17 protein-coding genes and 1 other RNA gene are annotated in these 17,834 nt (G+C 61.1%); 12 read left to right on the top strand and 6 right to left on the bottom strand.

The features are described from left to right. Positions 1-67: 67 nt before the first annotated feature. Positions 68-441, bottom strand: a transfer-messenger RNA (tmRNA) gene (gene ssrA / locus KX729_RS14525). 86 nt (positions 442-527) lie between these two features. Between ssrA and KX729_RS14520 the strand changes: the two genes are divergently transcribed. From KX729_RS14520 to KX729_RS14490, 7 genes are all read left to right on the top strand, one after another. Beyond that, positions 528-836: a DUF2853 family protein gene (locus tag KX729_RS14520; protein ID WP_219743195.1), complete on the top strand. Its 309-nt coding sequence runs from the start codon at positions 528-530 to the stop codon at positions 834-836. 140 nt (positions 837-976) lie between these two features. Next, positions 977-1,870: an NAD-dependent epimerase/dehydratase family protein gene (locus tag KX729_RS14515; protein ID WP_219743194.1), complete on the top strand. Its 894-nt coding sequence runs from the start codon at positions 977-979 to the stop codon at positions 1,868-1,870. A 111-nt stretch (positions 1,871-1,981) separates the two neighbouring features. Beyond that, positions 1,982-2,776 carry a thymidylate synthase gene (locus tag KX729_RS14510; RefSeq protein WP_219743193.1) on the top strand — a complete coding sequence of 265 codons (795 nt, stop codon included), beginning with the start codon at positions 1,982-1,984 and terminating at the stop codon, positions 2,774-2,776. Beyond that, the gene (locus tag KX729_RS14505; protein ID WP_219743192.1) at positions 2,773-3,315 is read left to right on the top strand and encodes a dihydrofolate reductase; all 543 of its coding nucleotides are present in this window, start codon (positions 2,773-2,775) and stop codon (positions 3,313-3,315) included. The genes KX729_RS14510 and KX729_RS14505 overlap by 4 nt, the downstream gene beginning before the upstream one ends. A gap of 137 nt (positions 3,316-3,452) precedes the next feature. Continuing rightward, complete coding sequence (hflK, locus tag KX729_RS14500) at positions 3,453-4,568, top strand: FtsH protease activity modulator HflK (RefSeq protein ID WP_219743191.1); 1,116 nt, start codon at positions 3,453-3,455, stop codon at positions 4,566-4,568. After that, entirely contained in the window at positions 4,565-5,557 is a 993-nt protein-coding gene (gene hflC, locus KX729_RS14495) for a protease modulator HflC (protein ID WP_219743190.1), read from the top strand. The genes hflK and hflC overlap by 4 nt, the downstream gene beginning before the upstream one ends. 220 nt (positions 5,558-5,777) lie before the next feature. Further along, a complete protein-coding gene (locus KX729_RS14490) occupies positions 5,778-7,472 on the top strand; it encodes a Do family serine endopeptidase (RefSeq protein WP_219743189.1) in 1,695 nt (564 codons plus the stop codon). Between the two features lie 63 nt (positions 7,473-7,535). Here the strand turns inward: KX729_RS14490 and KX729_RS14485 are convergent, their stop codons facing one another. The 3 genes from KX729_RS14485 to serB are packed head-to-tail and all read right to left on the bottom strand — an operon-like array spanning position 7,536 to position 9,631. Continuing rightward, positions 7,536-8,123, bottom strand: coding sequence for a GNAT family N-acetyltransferase (locus tag KX729_RS14485; RefSeq protein ID WP_219743188.1), 588 nt, complete (start codon positions 8,121-8,123; stop codon positions 7,536-7,538). Between the two features lie 15 nt (positions 8,124-8,138). Next, complete coding sequence (locus KX729_RS33500) at positions 8,139-8,690, bottom strand: BrnA antitoxin family protein (RefSeq protein ID WP_312991029.1); 552 nt, start codon at positions 8,688-8,690, stop codon at positions 8,139-8,141. Positions 8,691-8,740: 50 nt separating this feature from the next. After that, positions 8,741-9,631 carry a phosphoserine phosphatase SerB gene (gene serB / locus KX729_RS14470; RefSeq protein ID WP_219743186.1) on the bottom strand — a complete coding sequence of 297 codons (891 nt, stop codon included), beginning with the start codon at positions 9,629-9,631 and terminating at the stop codon, positions 8,741-8,743. Between serB and miaA the strand changes: the two genes are divergently transcribed. Together miaA and KX729_RS14460 are read left to right on the top strand one after the other, a co-directional pair. After that, positions 9,632-10,522, top strand: a complete 891-nt coding sequence (gene miaA, locus KX729_RS14465; RefSeq protein ID WP_219743185.1) for a tRNA (adenosine(37)-N6)-dimethylallyltransferase MiaA — start codon at positions 9,632-9,634, stop codon at positions 10,520-10,522. Positions 10,523-10,612: 90 nt separating this feature from the next. Next, a complete protein-coding gene (locus tag KX729_RS14460) occupies positions 10,613-10,861 on the top strand; it encodes a hypothetical protein (RefSeq protein ID WP_219743184.1) in 249 nt (82 codons plus the stop codon). 3 nt (positions 10,862-10,864) lie between these two features. On the opposite strand, the gene KX729_RS14455 is transcribed toward KX729_RS14460, so the two are convergent. After that, positions 10,865-13,009: an ATP-binding protein gene (locus KX729_RS14455; protein WP_219743183.1), complete on the bottom strand. Its 2,145-nt coding sequence runs from the start codon at positions 13,007-13,009 to the stop codon at positions 10,865-10,867. A 397-nt stretch (positions 13,010-13,406) separates the two neighbouring features. Here KX729_RS14455 and KX729_RS14450 point away from each other — a divergent pair, with 397 nt between their 5' ends. The 3 genes from KX729_RS14450 to KX729_RS14440 are packed head-to-tail and all read left to right on the top strand — an operon-like array spanning position 13,407 to position 16,854. Further along, entirely contained in the window at positions 13,407-15,203 is a 1,797-nt protein-coding gene (locus KX729_RS14450) for an acetolactate synthase 3 large subunit (protein ID WP_219743182.1), read from the top strand. 49 nt (positions 15,204-15,252) lie between these two features. Beyond that, the gene (gene ilvN / locus KX729_RS14445) at positions 15,253-15,825 is read left to right on the top strand and encodes an acetolactate synthase small subunit (RefSeq protein WP_219743181.1); all 573 of its coding nucleotides are present in this window, start codon (positions 15,253-15,255) and stop codon (positions 15,823-15,825) included. An 18-nt stretch (positions 15,826-15,843) separates the two neighbouring features. Continuing rightward, positions 15,844-16,854, top strand: a complete 1,011-nt coding sequence (locus KX729_RS14440) for a capsular polysaccharide export protein, LipB/KpsS family (RefSeq protein ID WP_312991027.1) — start codon at positions 15,844-15,846, stop codon at positions 16,852-16,854. Here KX729_RS14440 and KX729_RS14435 read toward each other — a convergent pair. Continuing rightward, positions 16,851-17,693 carry an aldo/keto reductase gene (locus KX729_RS14435; RefSeq protein WP_219743179.1) on the bottom strand — a complete coding sequence of 281 codons (843 nt, stop codon included), beginning with the start codon at positions 17,691-17,693 and terminating at the stop codon, positions 16,851-16,853. The two genes, KX729_RS14440 and KX729_RS14435, sit on opposite strands and share 4 nt — an antisense overlap. Between the last annotated feature and the right edge of the window lie 141 nt (positions 17,694-17,834).

Genomic DNA, 17,834 nt, shown 5'->3' with positions numbered 1-17,834 from the left:
CCCCGACGCAGGAAAGCCCTGCTTCCGGTCACGAGTCAGCAACAATAATATTCGACTGAGGCGGGAAGGTGAAGGCTTCTGTTGCCAGGTGCCTTCGGACCCCGCCTTACGGGGCTAACCGTAAGGACTTAGTTCGGATTTCCCGCACCGCCATTAGGCAGCGAGAGCATAACCCTTAGCGTTGTTGTCGTTTGCAACTACACTGTTTGACCCGATAACGGTGGTATCATGCCGAGCAAAAGTTCGATCTTTACGCCCTTGTCGATCCTATTTCGCCCCCATCATAAGCCGGTCGCAAGAGATCGACCGACCGGTTTATGGTGGAGGCGCCGGGTACCGCCCCCGGGTCCAATAGGTTTATTACACCGGCCGTTTATTGCCATAGCCGGACCGAAGTCCGGCAAGCCCCATATAGACGTTTCCAACCCATATGAAAAGGGGTTGCATAATATTCGAAATGGCTTCTACAACATGATCTTGTCGATGTTCCCGAAATTCCGGGAGCGATCCAAACGAGGAGAGGGTTCATGAGCGAATATTTCGATGATGTGAAAAAGTATGACGCCGGCGCCAGCGAAGAAATCGTGGGCAAGATCGTGAAGCATCTCGGGATTGCTCTGCGCAACCGCGATTCCGCCAATGTCGCCGCCAGCGACAAGACCGAACTCGACCGCGTCGTCGCCAATTGGTGCGGCAAGAAGCTCGGCGTCACCGGCGAAGCCGCCGAAAACGCCGTTGCAGCCGCTGCCAAGGCCATGGCTGCCGACCGCTCCAAGTCGCGCGTCACCTTCTACTACCTGGTCGCCAAGGAACTCGGCAAGCTCGAGACCCTCTGAGGATCTCGCGATCAATTCGCCGTTGCCGGCCTTTTGTGGCTGGCAACGGCAGACTTTCGCCGCTAGTTAATCCACGCCCGTTGTCGAGCCGCTATGATGTCGGCCGTGCAGGGCAGGGCGGATTTGCGAGGAGGCGAATGATGGGCAAGCGGATCGTATTCACCGGCGGCAGCGGCAAGGCCGGCAGGCATGTGGTGCCCTATCTGACGGGCCAGGGCCACGAGGTGTTCAACCTCGACCTCGTTCCGCTCGACCATCCGGGCGTCAATACCCTCATCACCGATCTGACGGATAGCGGCGAAACCTTCAACGCGCTTTCGATGCATTTCAATTTCAAGGGACTGGAAACCGGCAAGGGGCCGGCGCCGGTCGATGCGGTGGTGCATTTCGCCGCTGTGCCGCGCATCCTGATGCGCCCGGACAACACGACCTTCGCCGCCAACACGGTCTCCACCTACAATGTCATCGAAGCGGCGATGAAGCTCGGCATTCGCAAGGTGATCATCGCCTCGAGCGAAACGACCTATGGCGTCTGCTTCGCCGAAGGCGACAAGGACTATCACTCTTTTCCGCTGACCGAGGATTACGACGTCGATCCGATGGACAGCTACGGACTTTCCAAAGTGGTCAACGAGAAGACGGCGCGCGCATTCTCGATGCGCTTCGGCGCCGATATCTATGCGCTGAGGATCGGCAACGTCATTTCGCCGGAAGATTACGCCCGCTTCCCGGCCTTCCTCGCCGATCCGCCGTCGCGCAAGCGCAATGCCTGGAGCTATATCGACGCCCGAGACCTCGGCCAGATCGTCCATCGCTGCGTCGAAACGGACGGGCTGGGTTATCAGGTGTTCAACGCGGTGAACGATACGATCACGGCGAATGAGCCGACCAAGGCTTTTCTGCAGAAATATGCGCCGGGTACGCCGATCACCGGCGAGATCGGCGAATACGAGGCGCCGATCAGCAATCGCAAGGCCCGCGAGGTGTTGGGGTTCGTCGAGGAACATGACTGGCGGAAGTATGTTTCGAAGTGATTCAGCGACGCAGGATCACTAAAATAGCCGGGGACATCGACGGCGGGACGTTGGTCCCGCAATGTCATGCTATTATGTAGATCGATGATTTCAGAATCGGCGGCCTGACCCATGAAACAGTATCTCGATCTTCTCCGGCATGTGATGGATACCGGCCTCGACCGTGGCGACCGCACCGGCAAGGGCACGCGTTCGGTGTTCGGCTACCAGATGCGTTTCGACCTGAACGAAGGCTTTCCGGTCCTCACGACGAAAAAGCTGCATCTGAGATCGATCATCCACGAACTGCTGTGGTTTCTGAAGGGCGAGACGAATATCCGCTACCTGACGGAAAACGGCGTTTCGATCTGGAATGAATGGGCCGACGAGAACGGCGACCTCGGACCGGTCTATGGCTCGCAATGGCGCTCCTGGCCGGCACCGGACGGTCGGCATATCGACCAGATCGCCCAGCTGATCGAAGGGCTGAAGGTCAATCCGAACTCCCGCCGCCATATCGTTTCCGCCTGGAACCCGGCGGAAGTCGATGAAATGGCACTGCCGCCCTGCCACTGCCTGTTCCAGTTCTATGTCGCCGACGGCAGGCTTTCCTGCCAGCTCTACCAGCGCTCGGCGGACGTCTTCCTCGGCGTGCCCTTCAATATCGCCTCCTACGCGCTTCTGACGATGATGGTGGCGCAGGTGACCGGCCTGAAGCTCGGCGATTTCGTCCACACGCTCGGCGACACGCATATCTATTCGGACCATTTCGAGCAGGCCAAGCTGCAGATGACCCGCACGCCGAAGCCCTTGCCAACGATGAAGCTCAATCCGGCCGTGAAGGATATCTTCTCGTTCAAATACGAGGATTTCACGCTCGAAGGTTATGAGGCGGACGCCCATATCAAGGCGCCGATAGCAGTTTGACCCAGGTCCGCATTTCCCTCATCGCCGCAGTCTCCCGCAATGGCGTCATCGGCCGTGACGGCGACATGCCGTGGAAACTCTCGACCGACCTGAAGCGCTTCAAGGCGCTGACGCTGGGCAAGCCCGTGATCGTCGGTCGCAAGACGTTCGACAGTTTCGGCGGCAGGCCTTTGCCTGGGAGGCCGCATGTGATCGTCACCCGCAATCCGGATTTTTCCTACCCCGGCGCCGATGTGGCGTCGTCGCTCGACGAGGCGATTGTGATTGCCGGGACGAGAGCCGCCGAACTCGGCAGCGACGAGATCTATGTTCTCGGCGGCGGGCAGATCTATGCCGAGGCGATCGGGATCGCCGATACGTTGCGCATCACCCATGTGGATGCGGACATTGCAGACGGCGACACCGTGTTTCCGGCGATCGATCCGGCCTTGTTCGACAAGTTCGAAGAGGTTGCCGTGCCGGCCGGCGAAAAAGACAGTTATGCCACCCGTTTCGCCACTTACATGCGCCGAAGCGCGCGTCCGACTGCGGCAAACTGAAACATTTCGTGAGCGTTGACCTGGAAGTTATCAAGCCTGCGTTGAAAGCAGGTCGCCGCATACCTATAACGGCATGGCGCGACATCCGTCACACGGCATAGTCGCGGCATGGGAGTGGTACGAACAAAGAGGTTTTGATGCCCTGGAGCAATCAGAATGGTGGCGGCGGCGGCCCTTGGGGCGGCGGCGGTGGTGGCGGTAATAATCAAGGACCCTGGGGACAGGGACCGAACCGCCCACGCGGCGGCGGGGGTGGCGGCAATAACGGCGGCCCGCCCGATCTCGAGGACATCATAAGGAGAAGTCAGGACCGGCTGCGCGGCGTTTTGCCCGGCGGGTTCAACGGTGGTGCATTCGTCATCGTGCTTCTGGTCGTCCTCGCGTTCCTGGCGTTCCAGTCGGTCTATACCGTCCAGCCGGACGAGCGTGGCGTCGAACTGCGCTTCGGCCGTCCGAAGGCCGAAATTTCCATGCCGGGCCTGCATTTCCATTTCTGGCCGCTGGAATCCGTAGAGATCGTCAAGGTCACCGAACAGCAGCAGAATATCGGCGCGACGCGCAATTCCTCGTCGAATGCCGGCTGGATGCTGACGGGCGACCAGAACATCGTCAACGTGCAGTTCTCGGTTCTGTTCACCATCACCGATCCGAAGGCCTATCTTTTCAATCTTGAAAGCCCGGCCGCGACCCTGCAGCAGGTTGCCGAAAGCGCCATGCGCGAAGTGGTCGGCCGTCGTCCGGCGCAGGATATCTTCCGCGATAACCGCGAAGGCATCTCGACCGAGGTGCGCAATATCATTCAGGGCACGATGGACACCTACGGTTCCGGCATATCGATCAACGCCGTGCCGGTGGAAGATGCGGCCCCGCCGCGCGAAGTCGCCGACGCATTCGAAGAAGTGCAGCGCGCCGAGCAGGACGAGGACCGCTTCGTCGAAGAAGCCAACCAGTACGCCAACCAGCGTCTTGGTCAGGCGCGTGGTCAGTCGGCTCAGATCCGCGAAGAGGCATCCGCCTACAAGGATCGTGTCGTCAACGAGGCAACCGGTGAAGCGCAGCGCTTCGTGTCGATCTACAACGAATATGCCAATGCGCCCGAAGTGACGCGCCGTCGTATCTTCCTGGAAACGATGGAAGCGGTGCTGAAGAACTCGCACAAGGTGATTATCGACAGCAAGGACGGCGTGGTTCCCTATCTGCCGTTGAACGAGATGGTCCGGCCGCAGCCGACCCAGCAGGGAGCCAACCGATGAACTCCACTCGTCTTCCGGTCTTCCTTGTCGGCCTCGCCGTCATCTTCTTCCTGGTCTATTCGTCGGTCTTCGTGGTCAACGAACGCGAACAGGCGATCGTCGTCCGTTTCGGTCAGATCCAGGACGTCAAACGCGAACCGGGCATCTATTTCAAGCTGCCCTTCGCCTTCATGGACGCCGACCGCGTCCAGTATGTCGAAGATCGTGCGCTCCGCTTCGATCTCGACAATATCCGCGTCCAGGTTCGCGGCGGCGCCTTTTATGAGGTCGACGCTTTCGTGGTCTATTCGATCAACGATCCGCGCATCTTCCGCGAAACGGTTTCGGGCGATCGCGCATCCGCCGAATCGCGTCTCAGCACCCGTCTCGACGCAGCGCTTCGCCGCGTCTACGGTCTGCGGAACTTCGATGCGGCTCTGTCGAACGAGCGTGTCGCGATGATGCAGGAGGTCCGTGCCGACCTCAACACTGCAGCCGAGACCCTCGGTCTGTCGATCCGCGACGTCCGCATCCGCCGCACCGATCTGACGCAGGAAGTCTCGCAGCAGACCTTCCAGCGCATGAAGGCCGAGCGTCTTGCGGAAGCCGAACTGATCCGCGCCCGTGGTAACGAACAGGGCCAGCGCCGCCGCGCCATCGCCGACCGTCAGGTCGTCGAACTGCAGTCGGAAGCGCAGCGCGATTCGGAAATCATGCGCGGTCAGGGCGACGCGGAACGCAACAAGATCTTCGGCGAAGCCTTCCAGCGCGACCCGGCCTTCTTCGAGTTCTATCGCTCGATGCGCGCCTATGTCGCCTCAATGGCCGATGCGAACACCACCATGGTGCTGTCGCCGGATTCGGAGTTCTTCCGGTTCTTCAACTCGTCGGGCGGCACGCCGCTGGCACCGGTTCCGCCGGCAGCTCCCCGTTCGACAGTTCCGGGCTCGGCAGCTCCAGGTTCGGTTCCGGCCTCACCGGCCCAGCCGACTGCGCCGGCCAATAACTGACCCGGACAGGCGAGGGCGGCGCGAGCCGCCCTCTTTCGTTCAAAACCTTCCACAGGGTATGCGGGCAGGCGGATAATTCCTCACGAAAAGGTAATTTCCCCCGACCTCATTCCGCCTTATGCTTTGCCGAAACTCCGCCCGATTCAAAGGGTCCTATGACACGCCGCGCGCGAGCCCTGCTCTGCGCGGCGATGTGGAAGCCCAATAGCGAGGATGCCAGATGGCCCATTCGGTTCGATCGACCTTCAAGCGCACCGTCACGCTGACGGCCGCCCTAGCGATATTGGGTGGCCCATTCGGCGGTCCTTGGGTTGGATCGGGGCAGGCCTTCGCCCAGACCCCGGCGCCGCCGGCTCCGCCAGCACCCACCCAGAATGCCAATCCGGCCGCTCCCCCGGCTCCGGGCGCCATGTTGCCCGCACCGCCGACCCCGTCTCCGACGCTCAATCCGCCGCCGCGCAGCCCGGCGATGATGGCTGCCGGCCCGGCCTCGATCGCCGATCTGGCGGAAGGCTTGCTCGATGCGGTCGTCAACATTTCGACCTCGCAGAGCGTCAAGGATACCGGCGCCGGCCCGCAGCCGCAGATCCAGGAAGGTTCGCCCTTCCAGGAATTCTTCGAGGATTTCTTCGACGGCCAGGGCAACCAGAATTCCAACCAGAAGGTTTCGTCGCTCGGTTCGGGCTTCGTCATCGATCCGGCCGGTTATGTGGTCACCAACAACCACGTCATCGAAGGCGCCGACGATATCGAGGTAATCTTCCCGAACGGCAGCAAGCTGAAGGCGAAGCTGGTCGGCACCGATACCAAGACGGACTTGTCGGTCCTGAAGGTGGAGCCGAAGGCGCCGCTGAAAGCCGTGCGGTTTGGCAATTCGCGCCAGATGCGCATCGGCGACTGGGTGATGGCGATCGGCAACCCGTTCGGCCTCGGCGGTTCGGTGACGCTGGGCATCATCTCGGCCCGCGGCCGCAACATCAATGCCGGCCCCTATGACAACTTCATCCAGACGGATGCGGCGATCAACAAGGGCAATTCCGGCGGCCCGCTGTTCAACATGCGCGGCGAGGTCATCGGCATCAACACCGCGATCATCTCGCCATCGGGCGGTTCGATCGGCATCGGTTTCGCGGTGCCGACGGAGCTTGCGGAAAACATCGTCCACCAGCTGATCGAGTTCGGCGAGACCCGCCGCGGCTGGCTCGGCGTGCGCATCCAGCCGGTGACTGAGGATGTTGCGGCAAGCCTCGGCCTCGACAAACCGCGCGGTGCGCTGGTGTCCGGCGTCGTCAGCGGCGGGCCGATCAAGAGTGGCGAGATCAAGTCCGGGGACGTGATCCTCACGTTCGACGGCCAGCCGGTCAACGAAATGCGCGACCTGCCGCGTATCGTCGCCGAAAGCCCGGTCGGCAAGGCGGTGGATGTCGTCGTGCTGCGCGACAGCAAGCAGCAGACCGTCCAGGTCACGCTCGGCCGTCTGGAAGACACGGCGGCGGAAGCCGAGGATGACGACAAGGACAAGCCGGCCCAGCCGCCGCAGGGACAGCAGGGCAATAACCAGCCCATGCCCCAGGCCAAGCCGCCGGCAGACCAGAAGGGCCAGAACGCTCAGGAGCCGTCCACCCTGTTCGGCATGACGCTGGCGCCGCTCGACGAAGCCCGCCGTAAGAGCTTCAGCATCGTAGAGAGCGTCGAAGGCGTGGTGGTGACGGCGATCGAACCGAACTCGCCGGCAGCCCAGAAGGGCTTGAAGGTCGGTGAAGTGATCGTCGAAGTGGCTCAGGATTTCGTTGAGAACCCGGCCGACGTTTCCAAGCGCATCAACATGCTGAAGTCCGAAGGACGTCGCAATGCGCATGTCATGGTGTCGGACGCCTCCGGCAACTTGCGCTTCATCGCGCTGCCGCTGGAATAGTCCGGGTCGATTTAGAGAGATCCGGATCGCCCGTAAGCCAAAGGCTTGCGGGCGATTTGCGTTTCAGCTGAAAGCGGCCTGCTGCTGCGCCAGCCATTCATCCCGCGTCACCGCGTAGACCACATGTGGCTTCAAGTGCGGATGGGTGTCCGGCACCCGGGGATGGTCGAAATCCATGTCCGCGATGCGGTGAAGGCCAAGCCGCTTCATGACTGCGGTCGAACGATGATTCTCCGCCACCGCGAAGGACACAACGGCCTCAAGCTGCCTTTCATCGAAGGCGAAGTCGAGCAGCGCATGGGCGGCCTCCGTCACATAGCCATTGCCCCAGAAACGGGTGGCGAGGCGCCAGCCGATCTCCACAACCTCGGGCGGGAAGATGTCCGGCATATTGGCATAGGATAGGCCGCAGAAGCCCATGGGTTCCTGTGTCGCCTTGAGTTCCATGCAATAGAAGCCGAGACCCGTATCGGTGATGTTTTCGTTCACCTTCGCCATCAGCGCATCGGCCTCCGCATAAGAACGGCGAAAGGGAAAGAACTCCATCACCTTCTGATCCGCATTGATCTCGCGAAAGAGATTACGGTCGCCGTCCAGCCAGGTGCGAAGGCGCAGGCGTTCGGTTTCGAGGATGATGGCTGGCTCGGTCATTTGGGCCGCTCGATATCAGGCAGATTTCTTGTCTTGCCGAGTCACGTGGCGTCGAAGGACACTGTTGATTTCCGTCTGGTAGCCGGCGGAGGCATGCGTCTTGAACCATTCCACTACGTCGGCATCCAAGCGTATCGTTACCGACTTCTTGATCGGTCTATAGAGGTTGCCGCGCTGAGCAAGCCGCCACTGCTCTTCGGTAATCTCGGGAATATCGCTGGTGTCGATAGGCTGATCGGCTCGCGCTTCCAATTCCGCAAGCTCCAGACGGTCCGCTTCGCTAAGAATTTTCCTGCTCATAACGCTTTCTCTCATGGGGCGTTGCCCGCCGGGCGCTGATGATCCGAATGATCTCACTGCCGTCCTTGCCGCGATAGGCATGGGCGGCCACAAGAACGGATATGTACTGACTGAACCTATGGCCAACCAGCGTTGTTCTCCATCGTGGACGGTGTCGGGGATGACCATATGCAGCGGGTCATTCCAAATGTTGCGGGCAAATTCAAAAGAGACGCCGTGCTTTGCCTTGTTCAGTCTGGCTTTCTCGTCGTCCCATTCGAATTGCACGGATGGCGCCTCAATTGTACATACAGATTTGTAATCTGCAATGGCCTCACTCAAGCCGCCACAAAATCTGTTTTCCGATACCCCTGGATATACAGCAACGCCGTCAGATCCCCGTGATCGATGCGGATCTTGGCCTCGGCGGCAACCGTCGGCTTGGCGTGCAGGGCGACGCCGGAACCGGCGATGCCGAGCATGCCGAGATCGTTGGCGCCGTCACCTACGGCAATCGTATCGGCGGGCGCGATGCCGAGCCTTGCGGCGATCTCTTCCAGAGCGTCCACCTTGGCCTGCTTGCCGAGGATCGGTTCGGCCACTTCGCCGGTCAGAATGCCGTCTTTTTCGATCAGGATGTTGGCGCGGTTTTCGTCAAAGCCCAGGGTTGCAGCAATGCGGCTCGTAAAGACCGTGAAACCGCCGGAGACGAGGGCGCTGTAGAAGCCTTTGGCCTTCATCGTGGCGATCAGTTCCGGGCCGCCGGAAGTGAGCGTGATGCGCTGGGCGATGACGTCGTCGACGACGGTGATCGGCAGGCCCTTCAAGAGGGCAACGCGTTCTCGCAAGGCGGGTTCGAAGGCGATCTCGCCGTTCATGGCGCGGGCGGTGATCGCCGAGACTTTGTCCTTCAGGCCGACGACATCGGCGAGTTCGTCGATGCATTCCTGACCGATCATGGTCGAATCCATGTCGGCGATCAGGAATTTCTTGCGGCGGTTTTCGACCTCCTGGACCACGACATCGACCGGGGCGCCGGCGATCAAAGAGCGCAGGGTCGCTTCCGCCGCGAGCGGATCCGCACCGTCGCGCAGCGCCAGATCGCATGCAATGCCGTCCGCCAGCCAGTAGAGGCCGGAGGCCTTCACCGCCTCGGCCGATTGTTCGCCAAGCTTTGTGTTGAGAACAGGGTTTGACGGATGGGCAATGAGCGTGGCAACGAAAGCCATATGAAGACCGACCTTGTGGAAACTATCGATGCGATCCTGATAACCGGGCCGACGGCCAGCGGCAAGTCGGCGCTTGCCGTGCGTCTGGCGCGGGAAGCCAACGGCGTGGTGATCAATGCCGACAGCATGCAGGTTTATGACACGTTGCGGGTGCTGACCGCGCGGCCGGCCGAAGACGAGATGGAAGGCGTGCCGCACCTGCTCTACGGCCATGTGCCGGCAACGCGCGCCTATTCGACCGGCGAATGGCTTCGCGACGTGCATGACGTGCTTGGCCGGCTGAGGGCCGAGGGGCGTCTGCCGGTCTTTGTCGGCGGCACGGGGCTTTATTTCAAGGCGCTGACCGGCGGGCTTTCAGACATGCCGGAAATCTCGCAGGACATTCGTTGCAGTGTACGGCTGCGTCTTAAGGAGGAGGGCGCCGAAACGCTTCATGCGGAACTTGCCCGTCGGGATGGCGCCGTGGCCGCGAGCCTCGAGCCCAAGGATGGGCAGCGCATCGTCCGGGCGCTGGAAGTGCTTGAAGAGACGGGGCGCTCGATCGCCGAGTTTCAAGGCCGGCAGGGGCCGATGGTGATCGATCCGCAGCGGGCGAGAAAGCTGGTCGTGCTGCCGGATCGCAAAGTGCTGCATCAGCGGATCGACAGCCGGTTCGAGAAGATGCTGGAGAGCGGCGCGATCGACGAGGTGAGGGCGCTTATGGCGCTTAACCCCTCTCCCGATGTGCCGGTCATGAAGGCGATCGGCGTCGTGCAGATCGCCGAGATGCGCGAAGGCCGCATGAGCCGTGAAGACGTCATCGAACGCGGCTCTGCGCTGACGCGGCAATATGCCAAGCGGCAGATGACCTGGTTCCGCAATCAGATGGATGAGAGCTGGGAGCGCATCTAGCCCCTGGCGCTTCAAGGCCCACAATCAGGGATTTAAGCCTGCGAATCGCATATCGCTCTCAGGGCTGTATCCGGTGGTTGGGGAGTCTCCATGAATAATTTTCTGGCGAAAACCTTGGCTTCGATCAACGCGGTCGTTGCAATCATCATTATCGCGCTGGCGACCTTTTCAGGAACCGAAATGGTTTCTGCGCAAGGCGGGTCATCCTTGGCGGGGGCCATTTTGGGTGGGGTCGTGGGATTGATCGTTGCGGCACTTGTGTGCGGCACGATTGCTTTGCTCGTCATGATCGAGCGACATCTTGGGGTTATCGCCGCATCAGTCAAGAAAGCGCAATGACACTCAATCCTTGTCGTAAAGGCTGCTGAGCGGCTTCTTGAGCAGGCTTTCACGCAGCGATCCTTCGCGGCGCAGCAGCGGATTGGGCCGCGGCGCATTGTCTGCAGGCGGCGCGGGGCGCTGGAACGTCGGCGGCGGATTGTCGATGGAGCGTTCGCGGCGAAGATCGGCGAAACGATCCGGGCGGGGTGCCGCTGCCGGTTCGGGAGCCGAGGTGCGGGGCAGCATATCGGGGCGATAGGGCTCCGGCTGGGTCGGCCGGGCCGGTGCAGGTTGCGCGTAGGACGGCTGGGTCTGAGCCAGCGGCGGCGTCGCGGCCGAGCTCAAGGAGACATGGCCGGTGGTGCGCAGCTCCTGGCTCCAGCGTTCCATTTCCGCATCGTTTGCCGGAGGGAAGTCGTCATCCATCTCCTCGGCTTCGGGTGCGTTTTCGACAAAGGCCGGATTCGCGGTGCCGTAGCTTTGCTGGAAGGCGGAGATATCCGGGCCGCTGACGGCGCGCATGCGGGCCACTATGGTGCGCAGATCGACCGTATCGGGTGTTTCCTCGGTTCCCTTGTCGACCACGCCATTGGCCATCGGGAGATAGCGTTTTTCGACGCGGGCGAATTTCATGCGCATCGGCACTGCAATCGCTTCGCCGAAGGCGATCGCCTCACCATTGCCGATCGAGGAGAGGAAACTCGTGGTGGAGATCGACGAGTTCGGAATGGCCGACTTGATGATTTCCTGGTCGCGGTCGTTGGAAAGACGCATGGCGAACAGCGTCGAGCACTGCGAGAGAATCGTCTGGTCGAGTTCGCCGGGGCGCTGGGTGATGACGCCGAGCGAGACGCCGTATTTGCGGCCTTCCTTGGCGATACGCGAGATCGCCTGGCGGGTCGGGAAGAAACCGAGATCGCGGTCGGCGGGCACATAACGGTGCGCCTCTTCGCAGACGACCAGCATATGGATGCCGCCATTGCTCCAGAGCGCCAGTTCGAAAGCCATGCGGCAGAGGATCGAGGCGACCGAGTTGACCACCTCGGATGGGATGCCGGCGAGCTGGAAGGTCGAGATCGGCCGGTCGCCGCCCGGAATGCGGAAGATATAGGCGATCGTCTCCATGATCGTGTCGTTGATCGTGTTGTTGGAGAACATGAAATGATAGCGCGGGTCGTTGATCGCCGACATGATGCGCATCTTCAAGGAGCGCAGGAACGGTTTGTCGCTGCGGCCTTCCAGGCGGCCGATGCGCTCGTCGATCAGCGCCAGAAGATCGGCCATGCGATAGGGCACCGGCGTATCGGCGGTGATCGAACTCTTTTCCGTCGCGCGGCGCATCAGCGAAGAGTCGCTGCCGCGGAAGGCGCGTTTGGCTTCCGGGATCACATCGCGCAGGATGTCTAGTTCTTCGGCCACCGCAGGACGGCCGCGGAACACGACTTCCGAAAATTCTTCGAGCCGCATCAGCCAAAAGGGCAGGTCGAGCGTATCCGTGTCGATGACGACCGCGTGGTCCGGAAAGGCGGCGGCAAATTCGTTGTGCGGATCGAGAATCAGGACGCGAAGTTTCGGATCCGATTCGATAGCCTTGTGCAGCAGCAGCGAGACGGCCGTCGATTTGCCGACGCCGGTCGAGCCGACGATGGCGAAATGTTTGGAGAGCATCGACGGAATATGGATCGTCGCATCGATCGTTTCGTCCTGGGTGAGCTTGCCGACCACGCAGGTATCGCTCTTGCCGGTATCGTAGATGCGCAGCAGATCGGCGGCGCGGATGCGGTGGGCGATAGCGCCGAGATAGGGATAACGCGAGATGCCGCGGGAGAATTCGTCACGGCCATCCTGGCCCTTGCGGACTTCGCCGAGCAGTTCGACTTCGATATGAAACGTGGTGTCCTGGCCTTCGTCCCAGCCTTTTTCACCCGTCTTCATGGCGTAAGCCAGCGCTACCACACGGTTTTCATCGACGGTGATCGAGATCAAGCGGCCGACGGACCAGAGTTCCGTGAGATCGGTTTCTCCATTTTCCGCGACGGCCGAAATCGTCGCATGCGAACCATTGCAGGCGATGACGCGGCCAAGGTTGCGGTTTCCCGGCTTGTAAAGGTCGCGACGGTCCTGCTCTCCGGCGGACACTGAACGGTGGAGATCATTATTCAACAAACATCAGGCCCCTGTCATCGGGGTGGCGGATCGGGTCATAGGGCTCATCCGTCGGGTCGCTACCCACCAAATGATGAGACTATATGCACCGGGGCTTAACAACTGGTGTAGGAGGGACGCCTTTATCAGGCTGCCTGAATGCAGCAAAATCAGAGGGATGACGTTTTTTGGGGCAGGGCGCGTTGACGAATGACATTTATCTGGCTAACACTCCGACCCATGAAAATTTCGATCGCTCTTATTGTGGTGGGAACGCGCATGGGCAGGACGGTGTAACCGTCCGGCGACAGCCACCCATGCGCGGAAAGACAGGCTCCTCAAGGGGCCTTTTTTTATGCCTTCAAACCGGCTCGGAGGAGCCGCCGGTCAAAAATCCAGCAGCGAATGGACCAGAACTATGACGGACAGCAGCAACCAACAGCCAGACAGCAATCGAATGACTGGCGCAGAGATCGTCCTCAAGGCACTGAAGGATAACGGCGTCGAGCATATCTTCGGGTATCCCGGCGGCGCGGTTCTGCCGATCTATGACGAGATCTTCCAACAGGAAGATATCCAGCACATTCTCGTGCGCCATGAGCAGGGTGCCGGCCATGCGGCCGAAGGTTATGCCCGCTCGACCGGCAAGGTCGGCGTCATGCTGGTAACGTCCGGCCCGGGCGCGACGAATGCCGTCACCCCGCTGCAGGACGCGCTGATGGATTCGGTTCCGCTCGTCTGCATTTCCGGTCAGGTTCCGACGTCGCTGATCGGCTCCGACGCGTTCCAGGAATGCGACACGGTCGGCATTACCCGGCCCTGCACCAAGCACAACTGGCTGGTGAAGGACGTCAACGAGCTGGCCGGCATCATCCACGAAGCGTTCCGTATCGCCCAGACCGGCCGTCCGGGTCCGGTCGTCGTCGACGTTCCGAAGGACATCCAGTTCGCCACCGGCACCTATACGCCGAAGCCGGAAACCGTTGCCAATGTCAGCTACCAGCCGAAAGTGCAGGGCGATATCAATGCCATCCAGGCGGCTGTCGAGCTGATGGCGTCTGCCCGCAGGCCGATCCTCTATACCGGCGGCGGCGTCATCAATTCCGGTCCGGAAGCCTCGCGGCTGCTGCGCGAACTGGTGGAACTGACCGACTTCCCGATCACCTCGACGCTGATGGGCCTCGGCGCCTATCCGGCATCCGGCAAGAACTGGCTCGGCATGCTGGGCATGCACGGTTCCTACGAAGCCAATATAGCGATGCATGATTGCGACGTGATGATCTGCGTCGGCGCCCGTTTCGACGACCGTATTACCGGCCGCCTCAATGCGTTTTCGCCGAACTCCCGCAAGGTCCATATCGATATCGATCCGTCGTCGATCAACAAGAACGTGCATGTCGATATCCCGATCGTCGGCGATGTCGCCAAGGTCCTGTCCGACATGGTTCGCCTGTGGCGTGCGCTGCCGGCAAAGCCCGCCAAGACACAGACCGAGGAATGGTGGCAGAACATCGCCCGCTGGCGCGCCCGCAAGTCGTTCTCCTACAAGAACTCCAACGACGTCATCATGCCGCAATACGCGCTGCAGCGTCTGCACGAGTTGACCAAGGGCCACAATACCTACATCACCACCGAAGTCGGCCAGCACCAGATGTGGGCCGCGCAGTTCCTCGATTTCGAAGAGCCGAACCGCTGGATGACGTCGGGTGGCCTCGGCACGATGGGTTACGGCTTCCCGGCGGCGATCGGCGTGCAGGTGGCGCATCCGGACGCCCTCGTTATCGACGTTGCGGGCGATGCTTCGATCCAGATGTGCATCCAGGAAATGTCCTGCGCCATCCAGCATAACCTGCCGGTCAAGATCTTCATCCTCAACAACCAGTATATGGGCATGGTCCGCCAGTGGCAGCAGCTGCTGCACGGCAACCGCCTGTCGAATTCCTATACGGAAGCCATGCCTGACTTCGTCAAGCTGGCGGAAGCCTATGGCGCGGTCGGCCTGTATTGCGACGATCCGAAGGAGCTGGATGGCAAGATCGAGGAAATGATCGCGGTGAAGCGCCCGGTCATCTTCGATTGCCGTGTCGCCAACCTCGCCAACTGCTTCCCGATGATCCCGTCGGGCAAGGCGCATAACGAGATGCTGCTGCCGGACGAAGCGACCGACGAAGCGGTTGCCAATGCCATCGACGCGAAGGGCCGTCAGCTCGTCTGAGACGGGCTGCTCCTTTTAAACAGAATTCTGAGGAAACGGACCCAAACCCATGAATGCGCATCAGCAGCCGACCGGCTCGGCCTATTTCATCGCTCCGGAAACGGCCAAGGCAGAAAGCCATACGCTTTCGGTTCTCGTCGCCAATGAACCGGGCGTTCTCGCCCGCGTCATCGGCCTGTTCTCCGGCCGCGGCTACAATATCGAAAGCCTGACGGTCTCGGAAACGGAACACGAAGCTCACCTATCCCGCATCACGATCGTCACCCGCGGCACGCCGACCGTGCTGGAGCAGATCAAGGCGCAGCTGGAGCGCATCGTGCCGGTGCATCGTGTCGTCGATCTTTCGGTTCGTGCCAAGGATCTCGGCCAGGAACGCCCGATCGAACGTGAGGTCGCCCTAGTAAAGGTCGTCGGTACCGGCGACCGCCGCGCCGAGACGCTGCGTCTGGCCGACGCCTTCCACGCCAAGGTCGTCGATGCGACGGTCGAGCATTTCATCCTGGAAATCACCGGCAAGTCCTCCAAGATCGACCAGTTCGTGGCGATCATGAAGCCGCTCGGCTTGATTGAAGTCTGCCGCACCGGTATTGCCGCGATGAACCGCGGCCCGCAGGGCATGTAGGACTTTAGAGGGGAGCCGGTGTTGCAGAAGGACTGGTTTCCGCCCCGTGGCGCTCGTCTGGGCGCCACATTCTATGTCCGTCAGTCCCAGCCCTGGCTGTGCCACCATTTTGGTATCGAAAAACTAGAGACTACGTTTTCGCCAGGCATTCGGGGTATCATCCTGTGGGGCGGGCGCATTCCCGCCAAAACTGCGCGGATGATCGCAACGTTGCGGGGGGTGCGTTCCTGGTTTCTGGAGGATGGGTTTCTTCGTTCGGTGGGGCTCGGCAAGGAAAATACCTTGCCGATTTCCATTCAGGCTGACGATCTCGGCATGCCGGTGAATGCTTCGCGGGAAACGCGACTGGAGCGCTTGATCGCGGCCTCGGCCAAGATGGATATAGTCGCACTTGGTGCCGATATCCGTGACGCGCTGGTGCGCGAAAAGCTGTCCAAATACAACAACCTGCCGCATCGCGAGCCAAAACTTGAACCGACGACACGCCGGCGCGTCCTGTTGATCGACCAGGTGTTCGGCGATGTGTCCGTACCGATGTCCGGCGGTTCCGAGGAAAGCTTTTCGCGGATGCTCGAGGATGCGGTGGCGAGCGGCGCGCAATGTGTGGTGCGCACCCATCCGGATGTCATGGCCGGCTTTCGCAAGGGATACCTCACCGAAAGAGCGGCGCAGACGCCAGGCGTCATCCTGATGTCGGATGCCGTCTCCGTCGATTCCGTTCTGTCGGTCATCGACGAGGTCTGGACGGTATCCAGCCAGTTCGGCCTCGATGCTATGCTGCGCGGCATTCCGGTGCGCTGCTACGGAGCGCCCTTCTATTCCGGCTGGGGACTCACCGAAGACCGGCTTGGCGTGGCTTCGAAAGCGATGTTGACGCGCCGCCAGGCTCGGCCAAGCTGCGATCAACTCGTCGCCGCGGCTTTCTCGCTCTACCCGTCTTATCGCGATACGACGGACTGGCAGGAGATCGATGTGTTCAAGGCGATCGAGACGCTGGCCGCCGAGCGACACGCACTCGATATCGACTAAAGCATTTCCAGTGAACGCTTACGCTCCGGCGGCGGGAAGGCGATATCGAGGGCGGACAGGTCCTCGTCGCTCAGGTCGAGTTCGACTGCCGCTGCATTTTCCGCGGTGCGGTCCGGGCTGGCAGATTTCGGGATGGCGATGACGCCGTCGCGTTCCAGCAGGAAGGCAAGGGCGACCTGCGCTGGCGTCGCCTGATAAGCCTTGGCGATGCGGATCAGTTCGCCATTTCGCAGGATACGGCCCTGTTCGATCGGCGAATAGGCCATGATGGGGATGTTTTGCTCCTGGCACCAGGGCAGGAGATCGTATTCGATGCCGCGGCGGGAGAGATTGTAGAGGACCTGGTTGGCGGCGCAGTTTTCTCCATCCGGCACCCGCATCAGCTCTTCCATGTCGTCGAGGTCGAAGTTCGAGACGCCCCAGGCGCCGATCTTGCCGGCCTTTCGCAGTTCTTCGAAGCCGGCGACGGTTTCCGCCAATGGATGCTCACCACGCCAGTGGAGAAGGTAGAGGTCGAGGCGATCGGTCTTTAGCCGGCCAAGGCTGCGCTCGCAGGCTTCGATGACGCCCTTGCGGTAGGCATTCCAGGGATAGACCTTGCTGACGAGAAACACCTCGTCGCGGCGGCCGGCGATCGCCTGGCCGGTGACTTTTTCGGCGCCGCCTTCGCCATACATTTCCGCCGTGTCGATCAGCGTCATGCCGAGATCGAGGCCACGCTTCAGGCTCTCGATTTCAATCGCCGCCTTGCGGGCATCCTCGCCCATGTTCCAGGTGCCGAGGCCGAGGGCCGGAACGGAAATGCCGGAGGGCAGCATGACGGTTGGGATTTCGGGCATATTGACCTCGCGCGTGGCATGGGAGCGGACATGTCGTAAACAGATATGGCTTTTGCCGCAGGTTCCAAGTTCCGCTTGAAGATCATCCACAACGATCCTATCACGGAGACACAGGCCGTCCGCCATAAGAGACGGCATATG

The organism is Neorhizobium populisoli, assembly GCF_019430945.1.
Classification (GTDB): domain Bacteria; phylum Pseudomonadota; class Alphaproteobacteria; order Rhizobiales; family Rhizobiaceae; genus Neorhizobium; species Neorhizobium populisoli.
The sequence above is the reverse complement of the archived record's forward strand: the minus strand, read 5'-3'. Positions and strand labels throughout refer to the sequence as shown.